The organism is Arthrobacter sp. sptzw42 (genome assembly GCF_059089685.1).
The window spans coordinates 1-19,777 of record NZ_JBNHEX010000003.1 but is presented as its reverse complement, the minus strand read 5'-3'; the positions used below and the strand labels follow the sequence as shown (position 1 = coordinate 19,777).

The following is a 19,777-nucleotide window of genomic DNA, read 5'->3' as shown; positions in this document are numbered from 1 at the left end:
GATGGACCCGCTGGCCCTGACCCTCATCGAACTGGGGGCCGTTGTGTTCTGCCTGGGCCTGTTGGCCAGGCTGGCCGGACGGATCGGAATGTCACCCATCCCGCTGTATCTCCTGGGCGGGCTCGCATTCGGCGCCGGCGGGATCGTCAAGCTTGAAGGTATGCACGAGTTCGCACACCTCTCCGGGGAAATCGGCGTCATCTTGCTCCTGCTTATGCTCGGACTGGAATATACCGCCGCCGAGCTTTTCACGGGACTCCGCCGCTCCTGGCAGGCCGGCGTGCTGGACCTGGTCCTTAATTTCGCGCCGGGCGCTGCGCTCGCCCTGCTGCTGGGCTGGGGCGGGGTGGGCGCAATGGTGATGGGCGGGGTCACCTACATCTCCTCATCGGGCATCGCTGCGAAGGTCATCACGGACCTGGGCCGGCTGGGTAACCGCGAAACTCCGGTGGTGTTGTCCATCCTTGTCTTTGAGGACCTGGCCATGGCGGTCTATCTTCCCGTCCTCACCACCATCCTTGCCGGAGTCAGCTTTCTCGGCGGCCTCACCACGGTGGGCATCGCGCTGGCCGTCGTGAGTTTGGTGCTGATGGTGGCCCTCCGCCACGGGCACCACGTGTCCAAGGCTGTGCACAGCGAAAACTCCGAGGTGTTCCTGCTCAACGTCCTGGGCGCTGCACTGCTGGTGGCCGGTCTCGCTTCGGCCATGCAGGTGTCCGCGGCTGTGGGGGCTTTTATGCTCGGCATCGCCATCTCCGGCGCCACCGCCCACAACGCCACCCGAATCCTTGAACCGTTGCGGGATCTGTTTGCCGCCATCTTCTTTGTGGCGTTCGGTCTCAACACGGACCCTTCGTCCATTCCCCCGGTGCTCGGCTGGGCACTCGTGCTCGCCCTGGTCACGGCAGCAACAAAAATGGCAACGGGAATCTGGGCGGCCAAGCGCATGGGCATCGCACGCCCCGGCCGCTTCCGCGCCGGGGCCACCCTGATAGCCCGCGGCGAGTTCTCGATCGTCATCGCCGGTCTGGCCCTCGCGTCAGGTGCGATCCCGGAAGAACTTGCCGCACTGGCCACCGCCTATGTGCTGATCATGGCCGTGGTGGGGCCGCTGGCGGCACGGTTCGTGGAACCCCTGGTGAAGTCCGTGCTGCCGTCCGCGGGCGTTGCCGCGAAGGCGTGACAGCAGTTGGCGTGGCCGCCTAAATTGACGTGCGGTGGAAGTTCAGGTGGCTGCGGCTGGCTGTAGGCCCGCGCTGGCCCTGGTAGCGGTTGCCGTAGTCGCCCTGCCCGTAGGGGTAGGCGGCCGCGGACGTGAGCCGGAAGAAGCACAACTGGCCGATCTTCATGCCCGGCCACAGCTTGATGGGCAGCGTTGCCATGTTCGAAAGTTCCAGGGTGACATGGCCTGAGAAGCCGGGGTCGATAAAGCCTGCGGTGGAGTGCGTCAGCAGCCCCAGCCGGCCCAGGGAGGACTTGCCTTCCAGCCGGGCAGCGATGTCGTCAGGGAGCGTAACGGTTTCATAGGTGGAGCCAAGGACGAACTCGCCCGGGTGCAGGATGAAGGGTTCGTCCTGCTCCACTTCCACGAGGCGCGTGAGCTCGGGCTGCTCCTCTGCCGGGTCAATGTGCGCGTACTTGTGGTTGTCGAACAGACGGAAGAATTTGTCGATCCGGACATCCACCGACGACGGCTGCACCATCGCAGGATCGTAGGGTTCCAGCACGATCCGCTGGGAGTCTATTTCGGCACGAATATCGCGGTCAGAGATCAGCACCGTCCCAAATTACCGTACTGGTTATCCCCACCTGCATTCTTTCGTTGTTCAAGTAGTCCTATGGGGCTAGTGTTGCCTCAGTGATTCAGGCGCCGGATGGTCTCCCGGATGGCCCAACAGAGCTGGGGATGTTTGTGAATAGATTTGTCGCGCCCTCCTTCATTGGCGTGCTTTGCGCGTTGGCGCTGGTTTCCTCGTCTGCGGGTACAACCGCCTTGCCGCTTGCGGCAAGCCAGGCGGCAACCGCCGGTCCCCGCAGTGTCATCCTGGGTCCCGCCGGCCTGCACGACGGCGGTGGAACTTCCCCGAATGACAGCACGGCCGCGTCCACACTCACCCCCGCCGTGGAACCGGACGTTCGTTCGGCATCACCGGCCGCAGTGGCGGGCACGGTGCCGGAGCCGGCTGCTGAGGTTCCCCCCGTAGAAGCCATGCCGGCACCTGCACCGGCCGCCACCCCTGCTCCGGTGGCACCGGCCCCCGAAGTCCCGTCCATCCCGCCGCTTTGGGCTCCGGACGAGGAATTGGCTGCGCCGTCCCAGCGCCAGGCAGCCCCTGAATCTGCTGCCGCCTCCGCCCTGCCCTCTACGGAGGCCCTGGTCCCGGACAGCAACGCGGCAGCTGTTTTGACCGTGTTCAACAGAATCAATGAATACCGTGCATCCAAGGGCTTGAACCCGGTGAAGTACCACCCCACGGTGGCAGGGTTGGCGCAGGACTGGTCCGACAACATTGCCTCGCGTGAAGTTATCGAGCACCGGGCTAATTTTTGGACCGACCCCCGGGCGATGAATCCCAACAACGGCGCCGGTGAAGTCATTGCCATCCGCACCGACCGTGACGCCGCCCAGCTGGTGGAGTGGTGGAAGGGTTCCCCCGGCCACAACGCCATGCTGATTGATCCGCGCTTCAACGTCATGGGTGCCGGGATCAGCTACACGGACCGCACGTATCAGATTTGGGGCGTGGTGAACTTTTTTGGTTACACCACACTGCCGGCAGGCACCGTCAACTCGCCCGGCGGGACGGGGTCGGGCGGCACAGGGCCCGGCGGGGCTTTCCCGCCACCGGCGCCAACCGTGTGCGACGCTCCGGTCAGGCACATGCCGCCAACCCTTGACCTCTCTGCCGCAGCCATCAAGGGGCCCGGCGATTTGGTGACTGTGGACTCAGCAGGTCAGCTGCTCGCCCGTACTGTCACCGGTGTACGCACCTATTCCGCGCCGAAGGTGGTTGGGTCCGGCTTCGCCGGTGCCAAGGAAGTTTTCACCACCGACTGGGACCGCGACGGCGCTTACGACCTCCTGACGCAATGGAACAGCGGCACTCTTACCCTTCATCGCGGTATACAGGGCGGTGGCTTCCAGCCGTCCGTGACCCTTGGAAGTGGCGGCTGGGAAACCCTCACCCTGGCAGTGGGTGGCTGGTGCGCCAACAACCGGATGCCCCAACTCCTTGCCCTGGACTCCGGCGGCGGCCTCTACCTGTATCCGAATAAGGGGCTGGGGGACCTTTCGCAACGTGCGCCGATCGGCAACATCGGCGCAGCGAGGAAGCTGTCCATGGTGGATTACGACGCCGACGGGTTCCAGGATGTCCTGGCGTTGCGGACAGATGGATCAGTGCAGCTCCACCGCGGCTGGGGCGCCACCGCCCTGCGTGCCGAGGCGAGGGCCACCGTGGCCACGGGCTGGGGCGATGTCACGGGCATCCGGGCGCTGCGGGACGTCACCGGCCTGAACTCCACCGGCCTGTCCCTGCGCAGGGCCTCGGACGTAGTGCAGTTCTGGGACCTGAGCTCGGGAAGCCTCATCTCGCCGTCGAACATCGCTGGCCCCTGGACGGGACAGCGGCTGGCGCAGTAGGAGGCCTAAAGGGCCGGCTGGAGCTCCATGACGTCCTCGAGGCGCTCCAGCTGGGCCACCTCCGAGCTGAGGTTCCGCTGGGCCATGCGGCTCAGGAATCCAAGCCTGTGCAGGAAACCGAACCGGCCCTCGGGCCAGAATTCGAGGGCGAAACGGACGCGGGTCCCCGATGCCTCGGTGCTGAGGTAGTAACCGCCCACGCGCTGTCCCAGGCCTGAGGTTACCCGGAACTGGATTTCGGCCCCTGGCCTGGCTTCGGTAATTTCCAGGTCCGCCGGAATGCTCAGCCCGGACCGTCCTGCCACCATCTTCCGGTACACAGCGCCTTTGGTTCCGGCGGAACCTTTGTGCAGCTTGACGCTGCGGACCGACTCGCGCCATGCGGGAAGGTTCGTCGCGTCGAGCAGGTACTGGTACACAGCCATGGCGTCGCGCTGGATGAGGACCTCATGCTCTGCGAATGCCATCGGGATCTTTCATGGTTGACGTCTGCCTGCGGCAGCTGCACCCCCCGGCACCGCAGCTACCCGGAACAGGTTAGCCCGCGCTCCCCCGCCCCCGCCTAGCCAGGACACGGTACGTTACTGAAGAGTTACTGGATGACGGCCAGTGACCGGACACGGCCGGCCCCTCCCCGCGGCTTGGGCGGCTGCCCGCTACTTCTGCGCTAAGCTATGTTCTGCCCCTGAAACGGGGCGATGCGGCTGTAGCTCAATGGTAGAGCGCTAGCTTCCCAAGCTTGATACGCGGGTTCGATTCCCGTCAGCCGCTCCAATCAGTCTCCGGCTGCAGCCCGCCGGGTGATATGCACAGGCCGGCGCCTGTCCTTCAAATCAACCCTCAGCATCAGCGAGCCCTTTCGGGCCAGGACGACGGCTACTGTCAGGGCGGCGAGGGCCGGAACTCCTCCGGCCACGAGCAGGGCCAGGTGCGGGCTGGCGTGCTCCGAGAGCCAGCCGAGCATCGGGCCGCCGATCGCCTGTCCGCCGATCAGCACCATGATGTACAGGCTCATGACCCGGCCCCTGATGCCCATGTTTGAGCTTACCTGGACGAGCTGGTTGGACCCGGTGAGGAACATCAGGCACCAGAATCCGGAGAGCACCATCACTGCTCCGAACACGGGCATCGACGGCGCGAAGGCCGCTAGGCAAAGCATGACGCCGTACATGCCGGCGCAGAACACTACCGAACGCAGCCTCAGCTGCCGGCGCCGGGTGGACGCCACTGCTCCTGTTAGCGCCCCGAGCGCCACGAGGGCGTTCAGCAGCCCATAGCCTCCCGCGCCGACGTCGAACACGTGATCGGCAAAAGCCGCCAGCACTACCGGCAGGCTCATGGCAAAAACCGCAATGAACCCGGCCATCAGCCACGGCCAGTAGATAGTCGGTTTACTGAGTGCATAGCGGAGCCCCTCACGGAGCATGCCTTTGCTCTTAGGGGCAGGGGCACTGACGAACAGGCGGTCCTTCCGCAGGATCAGGAGCATCACAACTGTTGTACAGCAAGCTACGGCGTTGCCGGCGAATGCCCACCCTGCCCCAACTGCCGTCAGCAGCCATCCGGCGAGGGCAGGACCAATAAGGCCGCCCAGCTGGAAGGTGGTGGAGTTGACGCTGATCGCATTGCGCAGGTACTTCGGACCAACCAGTTCGTTGACGAACACCTGCCGGGCCGGCTGGTCCAGCACGGTGACCAGGCCGAGGACCAGGGCGATGACGTATACGTGCCAGACCTCGACAGCACCGGTCAGCGCGAGAACCGCGAGCGCCCCTGCGAGCAGCGCGGCCATGCTCTGGCACAGGATCAGGATCTTCCGTTTCGCAAACCGGTCCGCCACCATGCCGCCCCAGGGTCCCAGCAGCAGGGAGGGCAGGAACTGCAGCGCCACGGTGATTCCCACGGCCGTCACGGAGCCGGAAAGCTGCAGGACCATCCAGTCCTGGGCGATGCGCTGCATCCAGATGGCGATGACCGCGATGAAGTGCCCGATGGCAAAGATACGGAAGTTGGGAACACGCAGGGAGATGAAGGTGTGCTTCCACGGAAGGCGTTCAGGGACGACGGCGAGGGGCTGGGTCTGGTGGCCCGGCGGGGCGGAGCCGGCGGAGTCGATAACGGGCTGGGTGACGGTTGCCGATGACGGCGGTGGGGGTGCCACAGGAGTGTCCTCAAATTGCGGTGGGTCCGGGATGCGCTTAACGCTAGGCTTGGGGCACCCGATTATGGGGACGTATCGTCCCTATAACTCGTATTGCAAAATGCAATGACAGAGTTGTCCGCTTCTCGCCGCCGGGAGTTTAAAGTGTTCGAACCAGCCCAGTTGCGCTCCTTCCTGGCGGTGGCCGAAACCCTCAGCTTCACCAAGGCGGCGGAACGGCTGGGGCTGGCCCAGCCCACCATCAGCCAGCACGTGCGCAAGCTTGAAACCGCCGCAAAGCGGGTGCTGATCACCAGGGACACCCGGGACGTGCGGCTGACAGACAACGGTGATGCGATGGCCGGGTTCGCACGGAACATCCTCTCCGCCCATGACGCCGCAGCACGTTACTTCTCCGGCTCGGCCATGCGTGGACGGCTGCGGTTCGGCACCGCTGACGACCTGGCCATCACCGGGCTGCCGCGCATCCTCCGTGAATTCCGCCAGATCTATCCGCAGATCAACCTGGAGCTTACGGTCGGTCAGAGTGACCAGCTCTACCGGAAGCTCAACGCAGGGCAGTTGGACCTGGTGTTCGTAAAGTGGGTGGCCGGCGCCAAGGATGGCACAGTTGTCCAGCATGACTCCTTCTCCTGGGTGGGCCAGGAACAGACAGTGCTGGAACCCGGCGCGCCCGTCCCGCTGATCGCCTACCCCTCACCGAGCCTGAGCCGGAAGCTCGCCATCGATGCGCTGGAATCCCACGGCAGGACGTGGCGGATTACGTGCACTACGCGCCAGATCAGCGGCGTCCTGGCTGCCGTCCGGGCCGGCATCGGGGTCGCGGTTATGCCGTCCTCCCTCGTCCCCGAGGACCTGAAGATCATCACCCGGCGCTTTGACCTGCCCGCAGTGGGCGATGTGGACTTCACCCTGATCCGCAACCCCTTGGCCAACTCCGAAGTGATCGACGCGCTGACGCAGTCCATAGTGGGGCGGACCATCAATCGGCCGGCCTGAAAACCACGGACAACACCCGCGCGCCGGAGGGGGGAAGACAGCCCGTTCTCCATTGATGCCGGAACGTTGCATAACCTATGCTGGTTTTCCCATGGTCAAGCAGCTGGCCAGTTCTTCAACACGAGTGCGTCCCGCACACCAGGGTCCGCACCCGGGACAGGCAGCCAATGACGACAGCCAAGAACACCCATTACAGCTCAGCACATGTCCGCCCGCATAACACTGCGCGGCCGCCAGCTACCCGCCGTTCCAACCTCGGTTCCGGTCTGGCCACCACTGACTCCGGATACGTGGGCAAGCCCACTTGCGACAACTGCCGCACCGACGAATTCGTTTACCTCGAGTCTTACATTCCGCCGACATACCGGCGCGACGGTTCCGTCGCCACCCTGGGTGAAGCCGCCTACACCTGCACCCGGTGTGAGGAGTTCTCCGCCCACAGCGTCCCGGTGAGCTGGTCGCCGCCAGGTTGGTACCTGGGCTGACGGACCGCCAACCAAGTAAGCAACAACAGAAGGCCGGGTGGCCACCGTGAAGGTGGCCACCCGGCCTTCTGTTTTCCCCTGCAACGAGCGGTGCTAGATCAGGGTGTCCGAAAGGTGGTTCGGCGTGCCAAAGCGGTGCGCAGTGATGCTGACAGCCTGCTCGTGCAGGAACGGCAGCAGTTCAACGCGGCCCGCCTCGGTGACCGGGTGTGCGTAGACAGCGAGGTCAGGACGTCCACCCGTAGCCTTTGCCATGGCCGCAGAGTCTCCGCCAATCAGGCGGATGCGTGCCCCCGAGAGCTTCCCGGCAGAAGCGAGCCGGCCAGCTGTAGCCAGCCATTCGCCGTCGGACTCAACCTTGACGTCAACGTCCAGCGCAGTGAGGACCGGACGCAGCTGGGCGGGAAGCTCGACGGCGGTGGACACCGTCAGCTCCGAACCGGCCAGCACGCCTGCTGCTACGGTCCGGACAAGGTGCGCGAGCGGCGCTCCTTCGGACAGCCGGACCGTCACGGGCAGGCTGCGGTACCGGAAGATGTTGCGCTCGGCGCTGAGGCCGGAAACGTCCTTCGCCGTACCGAACTCCTCCGCCCAGGCCTGCGCGTCCGAGGCCAGGGCCCGCTGGACGGATTCAAGCTCGGCAGGTTGCAGGTCGGAACCGGCGGCGTTGACGATCCGCCGGACACCGGGGTGGCTGGTCGTGGCATCCGCTGTGCTGCGGGCGGACGTCCAGTCGCCCAGGCCGGCCAGGTAATTGGGCCCGCCTGCTTTGGTTCCTGCACCAACGGCGGACTTCTTCCAGCCGCCGAACGGCTGGCGTTGCACGATGGCGCCGGTGATGCCACGGTTGACGTAGAGGTTACCGGCCTGGATGTTCTCCAGCCAGATGCCCAGCTCCTCGGAGTTCAGGGAGTGCAGGCCGGCGGTGAGGCCGTACTCGATCTGGTTTTGGATCGCGATGGCCTCTTCCAGCGTCTCGGCGGTCATCACGCCCAGTACCGGGCCGAAGAACTCGGTCAGGTGGAAGTAGGAACCGCGCTTGACGCCGTACCGCACGCCGGGGCTCCAGAGCCGGCCGGTGTCATCCAGCTTCTGGGGTTCCACTGCCCAGTTTTCGCCTTCGCCGAGGGTGGTGAGGGCATTGAGGAGCTTTCCGTTGGCGGGCTCGATGATGGGGCCCATCTGGCTGGTGGGATCCTCGGGGTAGCCCACCTTCAGGGAGGTGACGGCGTCGATCAGCTGGTTGTGGAACCTCTTCGACTTGGCAACCGAACCAACGAGGATCACCAGTGAGGCGGCGGAGCACTTCTGGCCGGCGTGGCCGAACGCAGAGTAGGCAACGTCCTTGGCGGCAAGGTCCAAGTCCGCACTCGGGGTGACGATGATGGCGTTTTTGCCGCTGGTTTCGGCCAGGAGGGGCAGGTCCTGGCGGAAGGAGCGGAACAGCTCCGCGGTCTCGTAGCCGCCGGTGAGGATCACGCGGTCAACCGCCGGGTGTGAGATCAGCTGCTTGCCGAGTTCCCGCTCACCCAGCTGCACCATGGTGAGGACGTCCTTCGGCACGCCTGCTTCCCACAGTGCCTCGACCATCACGGCGCCGCTGCGTGCGGCCTGCTTCGCGGGCTTGATGACGACGGCGGAGCCGGCGGCAAGTGCCGCGAGGGTGGACCCGGCCGGAATGGCGACCGGGAAATTCCACGGCGGCGTGACCACGGTGAGCTTCGCCGGGATGAACGTGGCGCCGTCGACCTTGTCCAGCTTGCGGGCGGACTCGGCGTAGTAGTGGGCAAAATCCACAGCTTCGCTGACCTCGGGGTCACCCTGGTCGATGGTCTTGCCGGTCTCGCTGGCCATAACCTCGAGCAGGTCGGCGCGGCGGGCCTCCAGGACGTCGCCGGCGCGGTGCAGAATCTCGGCCCGCTCGTCCCCGGAGAGTGCACCCCAGGCTTTGCCCTTCTCCACGGCAGTTGCAATTACCGAGTTCAGGGTTGCCTCGTCCTTGACTGAAGCGGCCGCGACGGAAGCGTTGCCCAGGGTGGAGGACGGAACGCGTTCCAGGATGGCACGGCCCCAGCTGCGGTTGGCGGGGAGCGAGGGATCAGTGTCCGGGGTGTTCTCGAAACCCTGGTGGGGCATCGGGACCGGCGGCAGGCTGCGGTTCTGCTGCCGGTTCGCCGGGGGAACCGTGTTGTCCAGTGCCGAGAGTGAGGCGAGGAAGCGCTGTTTCTCCCGCTCGAACAGGACCTCGTTTTCGCTCAGCTCAAAGACGGCCGACATGAAGTTGTCCTGGCTCGCGCCCTCTTCGAGGCGGCGGATCAGGTAGGCGATGGCGACGTCGAACTCGGCCGGGTGCACCACGGGTGTGTAGAGCAGCAGCGAACCGACATCCTTTTTGACGGCTTCAGCCTGGCCTTGGGCCATGCCCAGCAGCATCTCGAACTCGATGCCGGATTCAACGCCGCGCTGCTTGGCCAGGAGCCAGGCGAAGGCGATGTCGAAGAGGTTATGGCCCGCCACGCCGATCCGGATGTTCTGGATGCGGTCCGGGTGCAGGGAGTAGTTGATGACGCTCTTGTAGCTGGTGTCGGAGTCCTGCTTGCTGCCCCACGTGGCCAGCGGCCAGTCGTGCAGGGAGGCCTCCACCTGCTCCATGGGCAGGTTGGCGCCCTTGACCACGCGGACCTTGATGGCGGCGCCACCGGCGGCACGGCGCTCGGCGGCCCAGTCCTGGAGCCGGATCATGGCCGAGAGGGCGTCGGGAAGGTAGGCCTGGAGCACGATTCCGGCTTCGAGGTCCTTGAACTCGGGCTTGTCTAGAATCCTGGTGAAGACCGCGATGGTCATATCCAGGTCCTTGTACTCCTCCATGTCCAGGTTGATGAACTTGGCTTTCTTTCCGTTTCCGGCGAAGGAGGCGGCGCGCTGGAACAGCGGCGTGAGCTTCTCGACGACGTGCTCCACGGCCTCGTCGAAGGCCCAGGCGGAGTGCGGGGCGACGGTGGAGGACACCTTGATGGAGACGTAGTCGACGTCGGGGCGTGCCAGCAGGGTGTGCGTGCCATCGAGCCGGCGGGACGCTTCGTGCTCGCCGAGGACGGCCTCACCGAGGAGGTTGACGTTGAGCTTGATGCCGTCCTTGCGGATCTTGGTGATGGCCGGGCCCAGCTTGGCGTCCGTGGCGTCCACAATGAGGTGGCCCACCATTTCGCGGAGGACCTTGCGGGCAATGGGAATAACAACCTGCGGCATGACCGGGGCCATGGTTCCGCCCAACTGGACCGCGCGGCGCATGTACCAGGGCAGGAAGGCCGGAACCTTCGGGGCCAGGGCTGCAAGGTTGCGTGCGGCCACGTTCAGGTCTTCCGGGCGCACCACGCCGTCCACGAACCCCACGGTGAACTCAAGCCCGTTGGGATCCTTCAGCACGCCTGCGAGCTGCTGTGCGGAAGCGTCGACGGGAACTTTGGATGCCTCGGTCAGCCAGTGGCGGACCAGCGCTACGGTTTCATTCGCAAGCGCCTTCGCCTGCGGCACATCGACGTCGATGGCCGGCACTGTTCCGGCGGCGACTGCGGACTCCATTGCTACGTGGGTCATGGCTTTTTCCTCATTCTTTCCTGTGGTTCGAGGAGGTCTTACCCACCAGTATGAGCCTCGGTTCACATAAGATAAAGCGATCTTTCCTGAGCAATACAGGTTAGAAAAGATGGTTATGAACGGCGCGAGGACCTTCATCAGATGCCCTCTTACCACTGACTTAAAACACCGAACCCTCCCGCACCTACAGTGCGGGAGGGTTCGCGCGGGACGCGTCAAAAGTGAGAGAGCGTCCCTGGAAAACGGGTGATACGTGAGAGAGGGTGTCAGCGCAGGGGGCGGTGCATCTCCACGATCTCTTCGTGCCGCGGGCTGTTGGGGTTCATCAGCGAGTTCCGGCGGCCGTAGAAGAAGTAGATGGCCAGGCCTACGATGAGCCAGACGCCGAAGCGCGCCCAGGTTTCCCAGTGCAGTTGGAACATCAGGAATGCCGACGCCAACACACCGAACGCGGGGATAACCGGCATGAGTGGCAGGCGGAAGGTCCGGGGTGCGTCCGGCTTCTTGTAGCGGAATATGATCACCGAGAAGCAGACGACGACGAACGCGGCGAGGATGCCGATGTTGGTGAGGTCCGCGACGGCCTTGATGGGGAATACGCCGGCCAGCAGGGCAGAGGCGACGCCGGCTATCCAGGTGACGCGCTGCGGGGTGCCGTGGCGGTCCGTCTTGGCGAACCAGCCGGGCAGCAGGCCATCACGGCTCATCGAGAACCAGACGCGGGTAACGCCCAGGAGGAACGTCAGCATCACGGTAAGGATGGACAGGACCGCGAACACCGAGATGATCGTGGCAATGACCGGCAGGCCAACGCCGGTGAAGGCTGAAGCGAAGCCGGCAGTGGGGTCGATGTCCTTGTAGTTCTGCATTCCGGTGAGCACCAGAGTGGCGGCCACGTACAGCAGCATGGCAATGATCAGCGAGAGGATGATGGCCTTGGGCATGTGCTTTTTGCCGTCGGTGGCTTCCTCCGCCGCGGTGCTCATGGCGTCGTAGCCGAACACGGCGAAGAAGACGGTGGCCGCGCCGGCAAGGACGGGACCGAAGCCGCTGGGCATGAACGGGTTGTAGTTGTTGGTGTCGATGTAGAAGACACCCAGTCCGATGATGAAAAGGATCAGGAGGACCTTGATGGCAACGGCCACGAGTTCGAACCGGCCGAACGCCTTGGTGCCGCGGGAAAGGATCCAGGTCACCAGCAGGCAGACCACGATGGCGGGGATGTTCACAACGCCGCCCCTGCCCTCATCAGCCGTGGACGTCATCCAAAGGGGCATGTTGATGCCGATTCCGGAGAGGAAGGCGTCGAAGTAGCCGGAGATGCCGATGGCCACCACGGCCACGATGGCGATGTATTCCAGCAGCAGGTCCCAGCCGATGAACCAGCCGACGATCTCCCCCAGCGCAACATAGCCGTAGGTGTAGGCAGAGCCGGCTCGGGGGATCATGCCGGCGAACTCTGCGTAGGACAGCGCCGCGGCCGCCGAAGCGAGGCCGGCCACCAGGAAGGAAATCAACACGGCGGGCCCCACCCCGGGTGAGCTTTCGCTTCCTGCTGCCACCAGTCCCGCAAGGGAGAAGATGCCGACGCCGATGATGCCGCCTACGCCGATCGCCGTAAGCTGCCACAGCCCGAGTGACTTGAAGAGGCCACTGTGTTTGTTTTCTTCCTCAATGTCGTCAATGGGCTTGCGCCTCATGATCGACTGGCTCATATCTCTAGTGCTCATCAGGAACTCCTGCTTGGGGTGCGACCCCGCCGCGGCACGCCTTTAGGCGCTGTGACGGGGGTAACTCGGTTCCAACAGTATGCAAGCCTGCTTGCATTAGATAAAGTGGCTACTTCTAACCTATATTCGTTAGTTTCAGTTAGGAATTCCCCATGCTCGACGTTCGCCGGCTCCGGCTGCTCCGCGAGCTAAGCATCCGGGGGACGCTCGCGGAGGTGGCGGAGGCACTGCAGTACAGCCCGTCGTCGGTATCGCAGCAGCTTGCCTTGCTGGAGAAGGAGGTGGGCGTGGAGCTGCTCCGGAAGACCGGCCGGCGGGTGCAGCTCACGCCGCAGGCGGAAGTGCTGGTGGCGCACACGGCGACCCTGCTGGAGACCATGGAACAGGCCGAGGCGGACCTGGCCGCCTCCCTGACCACCGTCACCGGAACGGTGCGGATCGCGGTTTTTCAGTCAGCGGCCCTAGCCCTGATGCCCGACACGCTGACCCGGATGGCCAAAGAGTACCCGGAGGTCCGCATCGAGATGATCCAGCGCGAGCCGGAAACCGCGCTGCACGAAACGTGGGCGCGGGACTTCGACCTTGTGATCGCAGAGCAGTATCCGGGGCACGCGGCACCGCGCTATCCGGAGCTGGACCGAATCAAGCTGACCACGGACGCCATCAGGCTGGCAGTTCCGGCGGACTCCGACAGCGGACCGGCCATCCGTTCACTGGCGGACACCGCGGAACTTGCCTGGGTTATGGAGCCGCGCGGCGCGGCGTCCCGGCACTGGGCGGAGCAGGCATGCCGCAGCGCCGGGTTCGAGCCCGACGTCCGTTACGAAACAGCGGACCTGCAGGCGCAGATCCGCCTGATTGAATCCGGCAACGCCGTAGCCCTGATGCCGGACCTGGTGTGGACCGGCCGCGGCACCACCGCCGAGCTCCTGGAACTTCCGGGCAAGCCGCACCGCACCATCTTCACCTCCGTCCGCCGCTCCAGCGCCCAGCGTCCGGCAATCCTGGCCGCACGGGAGACCCTTGCGGCCGCTGCGGCTGCAGTGGCAAGGCACGACGCCGGGTGACCAGCCGCCGTCGTACTCTTCTGTTGCGGAGTGAAGGACCGGGTGTTCCCTGCGTCACTGCGCGGGAATGCCGCCCGGCGCTAGACTGAAGCCGTTATGAATCGAACCATGTTCAAGTCCAAAATCCACCGGGCCACTGTCACGCATGCCGACCTGCACTACGTGGGGTCGGTCACCGTTGACCTGGACCTGCTCGAGGCTGCCGACATCCTGCCCGGGGAACTTGTCTCGATTGTGGACATCACCAACGGCGCGCGGCTGGAGACGTACACCATTGCCGGCGAGCGCGGTTCGGGCGTCATCGGCATCAATGGTGCCGCCGCGCACCTGATGCACGAAAACGATCTTGTCATCCTGATTACCTACGCTCAGATGACCACCGAGGAAGCGAAGTCCTACGAGCCCAAAGTGGTCCACTTGGACGCCAACAACAGGGTGGTCCAGCTCGGCAACGATCCCGCCGAGGGCCTGACGCCCGGACTGCTGCGCCCCCCGTTTGCCCTTAACAACGCTGCGCTCTAACCCGGAGCGTGCGTCCCGGTACCTGCCTCCGCTGCGCCCCGTGGGTTGATTCGCTGCGGGTCCTCCCTTGCTAGGCGTCCTGGCCGGCTTCTTTGTGGTCTGGTGCATCATCCTGGTGGGCTGGTTCGTGGGCCGGCAGAAAATCCTGGGCGACAATGCACGGCAGGTCCTGAGCTCCCTCACCTTTTTTGTGGCCAGCCCGGCGCTCCTCTTCGAAACCCTGAGCAAGGCCCGCCTCGCCGAAGTCTTTGCAGCTCCGCTGCTGGTGGCGGCGGTGTCCGCCATCGCCACCGCCGCCATCTTCTTCGCCATTGCCAGGTTCTGGCTTAAACGCCCGCTCTCCGAGTCCCTGATGTCCTCGATGGCGGCCTCGCTGGTCAATTCCGCCAACCTGGGCATCCCCATCTCGGTCTACGTCCTGGGTGATGCGAGCTACGTGGCACCGCTGCTGATCTTCCAGCTCGCTTTCTTCACGCCGCTGTTCCTGATGATCCTGGATTCCAGCACCAGTTCCCACCGCACCACGCCACTGAGCTTCCTGGTGATGATCCTCAAGAACCCGATGATTGTCGGCTCCGCGCTGGGCCTGCTGGTGGCCGGCACCGGCTGGCAGGTTCCGCCACTGGTCATGGAGCCCATCCACCTGATCGGCGGCGCCGCAATTCCGGCTATGCTCATCGCTTTTGGGATGAGCCTCAACGGGACCCGCCCGCTGCAGGCCTCCGCTGCCCGCCGGGTGGACACCCTGCTGGCCTCCGCCTTCAAACTGGCGGTCCAGCCTGCCCTCGCGTATCTCTTCGCCCGGTTCGCGCTGGGGCTGGAAGGCCATATCCTGTTCGCCGTGGTGGTCACGTCCGCGCTGCCCACCGCGCAGAATGTTTTTGTGGCTGCCAGCCGTTACAAAACCGGCCTCACCGTAGCCAAGGACACCGTGCTGATTACAACTGTGGTGGCCGTCCCGGCGATGATCGCCGTCGCGCTGCTGCTGACGTGATGGGAGACTGATGGGAACAATGCTGGACACCGTAGTGGTCGGTGGCGGAGCCATGGGTTCGGCTGCCGCCTGGGCATTGTCCCGCCGCGGCCGCCAGGTAACCCTGGTGGAGCAGTTCGGGCAAGGGCACATCATAGGGGCCTCGCACGGCAGCACCCGCAACCTCAACCCCGGCTACCACCGCCCGGAATACGTGGCCATGCTGGCCGAGGGCCTGAGCCTGTGGGACGAGCTGGAGCAGGAGAGCGGACAACAGCTGCTGGCCAGGACGGGAATAGTCAACCACGGCCCGGACCCGCGGCTGCCGGAAGTTGCCGAAGCATTGAACCAGGCGGGCATTCGGGCCGAGTTCCTGTCCGCGGAGGAGGCAGGCGAGCGCTGGCGCGGCATCCGCTTCGACGGGCAGGCACTCCATATGCCCGACGGCGGCCAGCTCAACCCGGAGGCTGCTCTGCCGGCCTTCCAGCGGCTCGCCGCAGCCCGGGGCGCCGACATCCGCCACCACACCAAAGTGGTGGAACTGAAGATCATGGACGACGCCGTCCGTCTGGTCTTCGAGTCTCCGTCCGGAACCGAGGCGGCCACCGCCGCCCAGGTTGTTCTTACTGCCGGCGGCTGGACCGACAAGCTCCTGGCCGGCGCCCGTGGAAGCGCGGGGCTGCGGATTCCGAAGCTGCGGGTCACACAGGAGCAGCCGGCCCACTTCCGGGTGCTGGACGAAGGGGCCGTCTGGCCCGGTTTCAACCACACACCCGGCACTGGTGCGCAGTACAGGAACTGGTACTCGCCGGTATACGGAATGCAGACGCCGGGCGAGGGCATCAAGGCCGGCTGGCACGGCGTTGGGCCGGTGGTGAACCCTGACCGGCGCTCTTTCCAGCCGGAGCCCGCCCAGCTCGCCGCCCTGCAGGACTATGCGCGGACGTGGCTGCCCGGAGTGGACGCGGACTCATTCGAGGCTATCAGCTGCACCTACACCACCACTCCGGACGAGGACTTCATCCTGGACCGGATCGGCCCCTTGGTGATCGGCGCCGGGTTCTCCGGGCACGGGTTCAAGTTCACTCCCGTCGTCGGCCGCATGCTTGCAGACCTCGCCACCGGCACCCGGCCCGCCCCGGACATTTTCCGCGCTTCACGGTAACCTCACGCCGGCCGTCAGCGCCGGGGGCTGCCCTCCGCCTCGCTGGCGACGGATCCGGTGTCGGCCCGGCCGGCTTCGCCTGCCTTTACCGCGGGCATTGCCAGCACTGCCGCCACGGTCAGGATCCCCGCTGCCAGCGCGGCCAGGAAGACGGCTCCCGAAGCGGCGACGACGGCAGGTGCGTCACCAGAACCGCCTGCGGTATTGGCGTAGACCGAATTCGCGATGGCACCAAACACGGCCACGCCGAGGGCGCTGCCGATGGACCGGGCGAACATGTTGGTGCTGGTCACCACGCCCCGTTCATTCCATTCCACACTGGATTGGGCGGAAATGAGGGTGGGAGTGGCGACCAGTCCGAGGCCGAGTCCGACGATGAAGCAGCTGACGGCGACCAGCACCACGTTGGGGGTGGAAGCCGTGAGTGCCAGGACCAGGAGTCCCAGCACGGTGATGGCGATTCCGATCAAGGCAGTGGGCTTGAAGCCAAGCCGGAGGTAGAAACGCCCCGCTTGCGAGGCGCTGATGGGCCAGCCGAGGGTGAGCGCTGCGAGCGCCAGGCCGGCGATCAGGGGCGAGGAAGACAGTGCCCCTTCGAGGAACGTGGGCACGTACGAGGTCAGTCCGATCATGACCGCCCCGACGCCGAAGGACACCAGCGCCGTCGTGCCCAGCAGGCGCCGCGACACCACCCAGGACGGCAGGACCGGCTCGGCTGCACGCCGCTCCACCAGGACAAAGAGGACCAGCAGCACTCCGCCTACCGCAAAGATGCCGATGCTGATCGGGGAAGTCCAATCCCACCCCTGCCCGCCCTCAAGTGCCCCAAGGATCAACAGGCCAAGCGAGACGGCCAGCAGGCCGGCGCCGGCGTAATCCACTCTATGCCTGGCACGTTCGACGTTCTCGTGCAGGGTCCGGAGCAGCATCCACCCTGCCAGCAGGCACAGCGGAACGTTGACCAGGAAGATTCCGCGCCAGATCCCCAGGGAAGAGAAGACGCCGCCGAGACTGGGCCCTACCACTGAGGAAACTGCCCACACACTGGCCAGGTAACCCTGGACCTTGGCCCGTTCCTCCACCGAGTAGATGTCCCCGGCGATGGTGATGGACACCGGCAGCACGGCTCCGGCACCGAGTCCCTGGAGCGCCCGGAAGGCGATCAGGGCGGGCATGCTCCAGGCAATTCCGCAGAGGATGGAGCCGAGCAGGAAGAGCCCGATTCCGGCCAGGATGATGGGCTTGCGCCCCACTATGTCCGAGAGCTTGCCGTAAATGGGGACGGAGACTGCCTGGGCCAGCAGGTATGCCGAGAAAAGCCACGGGAACGATTCGAATCCGCCGATGTCACGGACGATTGAGGGTACCGCGGTGGCCACGATCGTGGAGTCGATGGCCACCAGTCCGGTGGACAGCATCAGGGCGATGAGAATGGGACCGCGTTTGGAGCGGAACCCTACGCCGTCGGCGGCGGGCATGTCAGACCCTCGCCAGGCCGGCGGCTTCGGCCAGGAGCTCGACCGAGCGAAGCCGGGTCTGCGTGCCCATGCTTTGGTGCGCCACGATGAGCTCGTCGGCGTCGGCGTGCCTGCCAAAGCCTTCCAGGTAATCCATCACGACGTCGGGCGTGCCCACAGCGGAGTAGGTCATCATCTGCGAGAGGTGCTGGCCCTGCGGGGAGTCGAGGACCATGTCAGCTTCGTCATCGGTGAACTCGCGGCCGCCGCCGAAGAACAGGGAAACCCGCGCGCGCATGGTGGCGCGCAACATGGCCTGCGCCTCGGAGGCGGAATCGGCGGCAATTACGTTGACGCCGGCGATGACGTGCGGTGCATCCAGCTGGGCTGAAGGCTTGAATTCGCTGCGGTAGATGGCCACGGCATCCTGCAGCGCGTTCGGGGCGAAATGGGAGGCAAACGCGTACGGCAGGCCAAGCTGGGCGGCCAGGCGCGCGCCGAACAGCGAGGAGCCCAGGATGTACAGCGGAACGTTTGTGCCCTTGCCCGGGGTGGCTTCAACGCCCTGGATGCGGGTGGGCCCGGTGAGGTAGCCCTGGAGTTCCAGCACGTCCTGAGGGAAGCTGTCCGCCGACATAGGGTCCCGGCGCAGGGCGCGCATGGTGTTCTGGTCGCTGCCGGGCGCGCGGCCGAGGCCAAGGTCGATCCTGCCCGGGTGCAGGGTTTCCAGGGTGCCGAACTGCTCGGCGATGGTCAGTGGCGAGTGGTTGGGCAGCATCACGCCGCCGGCGCCAAGCCGGATGCTTTCCGTGTGCGCCGCGACGTGGGCGATCAGCACGCTCGTAGCGGAGGAGGCGATGGAGGACATGTTGTGGTGCTCGGCGTACCAGACGCGCCGGTATCCCAGCTCTTCGGCGCTTTGCGCCATGGCCACGCTCCCCGCGAAACTCTCCGCCGCCGTCTGGCCTTTGCCGATGGTTACCAGGTCAAGGATGGAGAGGGGAAGAGTCACGGTGAGTGCCGGCCTTTCAGAGCGTTGCGTGAAGTTTGCCGGCCAGGTCAGGGCGGGCACTTCGTGCATAACCACTGCGGTGGCCGTCTTATTTCGGCTGTGACGGAATACTCAGCACACTTACGAGGTTGCCGACCTTAGTGACCAGCCCGTACAAAAGAGGAGCAACACCGTGGCCAACATTCTGATGGTTGTTTCAGCAGCAGACTCGCTCACCATGAAGGACGGCAGCGAGCACCCCACCGGCTACTGGGCCGAGGAGCTGGTGGTTGCGCACCAAACGTTGATTGATGCAGGACATACCGTCCACCTGGCAACCCCCGGTGGTACCCGGCCCACTGTTGACCAGGTGAGCCTGGCTGCCGAATCTGCGGGCGGCGAGGACAGGGCGAAGGGCTTCCGGGACTACCTCGCGTCCATCGATGCCGAGCTCGGGCACCCGCTGGTGCTGGCCGACGTCGACCTTTCCCCCTACGACGCCGTCGTGATGCCCGGCGGCCACGGTCCCATGGCGGACCTGTACAAGGACGCGGACCTCGGCAGGCTCCTGGCCGCGGCCGATAAGGACGGCAAGATCATCGCGCCCTTCTGCCACGGCCCCGCCGGACTGCTGAGCGCCATGGACGACGACGGCGCGTTCGTTTTCGCAGGGCGTCGCCTCACGGTGTTCAGCAACGAGGAGGAACTGGGCGGCGGCACGGGCGAAAACACCCCGTGGATGGTGGAGGATGCTCTGAAGGAGAAGGGCGCGGTTATCGAGAACGCTGCAGCCTGGACGTCCAACGTAGTTCGCGACGGAAACCTCGTCACCGGCCAGAACCCGCAGTCCAGCGAGGACGTGGCCAAGGAAGTCATCAACGCGCTGGGCTGATCCCAGGGTGCTGAAACAGCAAAGTGGCCCGGTCTGATGACCGGGCCACTCTCTTTTTTCTTACAGCCTTTTGCACCACCCTGTTTTTGTTTCGA

The 19,777-nt window shown here is 65.2% G+C and carries 16 protein-coding genes and 1 tRNA gene; 10 read left to right on the top strand and 7 right to left on the bottom strand.

What is annotated here, in order from left to right; genetic code table 11:
• Position 1: 1 nt before the first annotated feature.
• Positions 2-1,183, top strand: coding sequence for a cation:proton antiporter (locus tag AC5RT4_RS04120; RefSeq protein ID WP_494104918.1), 1,182 nt, complete (start codon positions 2-4; stop codon positions 1,181-1,183).
• Between the two features lie 19 nt (positions 1,184-1,202).
• On the opposite strand, the gene dcd is transcribed toward AC5RT4_RS04120, so the two are convergent.
• Positions 1,203-1,778, bottom strand: coding sequence for a dCTP deaminase (dcd, locus tag AC5RT4_RS04115; RefSeq protein ID WP_387547836.1), 576 nt, complete (start codon positions 1,776-1,778; stop codon positions 1,203-1,205).
• Positions 1,779-1,906: 128 nt separating this feature from the next.
• On the opposite strand from dcd, the gene AC5RT4_RS04110 reads away from it, so the two are divergent.
• On the top strand, positions 1,907-3,643 hold the full coding sequence (locus tag AC5RT4_RS04110) for a CAP domain-containing protein (RefSeq protein WP_494104917.1): 1,737 nt from the start codon (positions 1,907-1,909) through the stop codon (positions 3,641-3,643).
• Positions 3,644-3,648: 5 nt separating this feature from the next.
• Here the strand turns inward: AC5RT4_RS04110 and AC5RT4_RS04105 are convergent, their stop codons facing one another.
• Entirely contained in the window at positions 3,649-4,110 is a 462-nt protein-coding gene (locus AC5RT4_RS04105; RefSeq protein ID WP_494042429.1) for an SRPBCC family protein, read from the bottom strand.
• A 233-nt stretch (positions 4,111-4,343) separates the two neighbouring features.
• On the opposite strand from AC5RT4_RS04105, the gene AC5RT4_RS04100 reads away from it, so the two are divergent.
• Positions 4,344-4,417, top strand: a tRNA-Gly gene (locus AC5RT4_RS04100).
• Between the two features lies 1 nt (position 4,418).
• Here the strand turns inward: AC5RT4_RS04100 and AC5RT4_RS04095 are convergent.
• Positions 4,419-5,804, bottom strand: coding sequence for an MFS transporter (locus tag AC5RT4_RS04095; RefSeq protein WP_494104916.1), 1,386 nt, complete (start codon positions 5,802-5,804; stop codon positions 4,419-4,421).
• Positions 5,805-5,948: 144 nt separating this feature from the next.
• On the opposite strand from AC5RT4_RS04095, the gene AC5RT4_RS04090 reads away from it, so the two are divergent.
• On the top strand, positions 5,949-6,803 hold the full coding sequence (locus AC5RT4_RS04090) for a LysR family transcriptional regulator (protein ID WP_494042427.1): 855 nt from the start codon (positions 5,949-5,951) through the stop codon (positions 6,801-6,803).
• A 167-nt stretch (positions 6,804-6,970) separates the two neighbouring features.
• Complete coding sequence (locus AC5RT4_RS04085) at positions 6,971-7,288, top strand: hypothetical protein (protein WP_494042426.1); 318 nt, start codon at positions 6,971-6,973, stop codon at positions 7,286-7,288.
• A gap of 93 nt (positions 7,289-7,381) precedes the next feature.
• Here AC5RT4_RS04085 and AC5RT4_RS04080 read toward each other — a convergent pair whose 3' ends face one another.
• Complete coding sequence (locus AC5RT4_RS04080; RefSeq protein ID WP_494104915.1) at positions 7,382-10,885, bottom strand: proline dehydrogenase family protein; 3,504 nt, start codon at positions 10,883-10,885, stop codon at positions 7,382-7,384.
• A 266-nt stretch (positions 10,886-11,151) separates the two neighbouring features.
• Positions 11,152-12,615 (bottom strand): amino acid permease, encoded by a 1,464-nt coding sequence (locus AC5RT4_RS04075; protein ID WP_494042424.1) that lies wholly within the window; start codon positions 12,613-12,615, stop codon positions 11,152-11,154.
• Positions 12,616-12,767: 152 nt separating this feature from the next.
• Between AC5RT4_RS04075 and AC5RT4_RS04070 the strand changes: the two genes are divergently transcribed.
• The 4 genes from AC5RT4_RS04070 (at position 12,768) to AC5RT4_RS04055 (ending at position 16,342) form a co-directional block, all read left to right on the top strand.
• On the top strand, positions 12,768-13,682 hold the full coding sequence (locus AC5RT4_RS04070; protein ID WP_494104914.1) for a LysR family transcriptional regulator: 915 nt from the start codon (positions 12,768-12,770) through the stop codon (positions 13,680-13,682).
• Between the two features lie 96 nt (positions 13,683-13,778).
• Positions 13,779-14,204 carry an aspartate 1-decarboxylase gene (panD, locus tag AC5RT4_RS04065; RefSeq protein ID WP_494104913.1) on the top strand — a complete coding sequence of 142 codons (426 nt, stop codon included), beginning with the start codon at positions 13,779-13,781 and terminating at the stop codon, positions 14,202-14,204.
• A 67-nt stretch (positions 14,205-14,271) separates the two neighbouring features.
• Positions 14,272-15,198, top strand: a complete 927-nt coding sequence (locus AC5RT4_RS04060; RefSeq protein WP_494042421.1) for an AEC family transporter — start codon at positions 14,272-14,274, stop codon at positions 15,196-15,198.
• Between the two features lie 10 nt (positions 15,199-15,208).
• A complete protein-coding gene (locus AC5RT4_RS04055; protein WP_494104912.1) occupies positions 15,209-16,342 on the top strand; it encodes an FAD-dependent oxidoreductase in 1,134 nt (377 codons plus the stop codon).
• A 14-nt stretch (positions 16,343-16,356) separates the two neighbouring features.
• On the opposite strand, the gene AC5RT4_RS04050 is transcribed toward AC5RT4_RS04055, so the two are convergent.
• Together AC5RT4_RS04050 and AC5RT4_RS04045 are read right to left on the bottom strand one after the other, a co-directional pair.
• On the bottom strand, positions 16,357-17,820 hold the full coding sequence (locus AC5RT4_RS04050) for an MFS transporter (protein WP_494104911.1): 1,464 nt from the start codon (positions 17,818-17,820) through the stop codon (positions 16,357-16,359).
• A 1-nt stretch (position 17,821) separates the two neighbouring features.
• A complete protein-coding gene (locus AC5RT4_RS04045) occupies positions 17,822-18,811 on the bottom strand; it encodes an LLM class flavin-dependent oxidoreductase (RefSeq protein WP_494104910.1) in 990 nt (329 codons plus the stop codon).
• Positions 18,812-18,983: 172 nt separating this feature from the next.
• On the opposite strand from AC5RT4_RS04045, the gene AC5RT4_RS04040 reads away from it, so the two are divergent.
• On the top strand, positions 18,984-19,682 hold the full coding sequence (locus tag AC5RT4_RS04040; protein WP_494104909.1) for a type 1 glutamine amidotransferase domain-containing protein: 699 nt from the start codon (positions 18,984-18,986) through the stop codon (positions 19,680-19,682).
• The last annotated feature ends 95 nt before the right edge of the window (positions 19,683-19,777 follow it).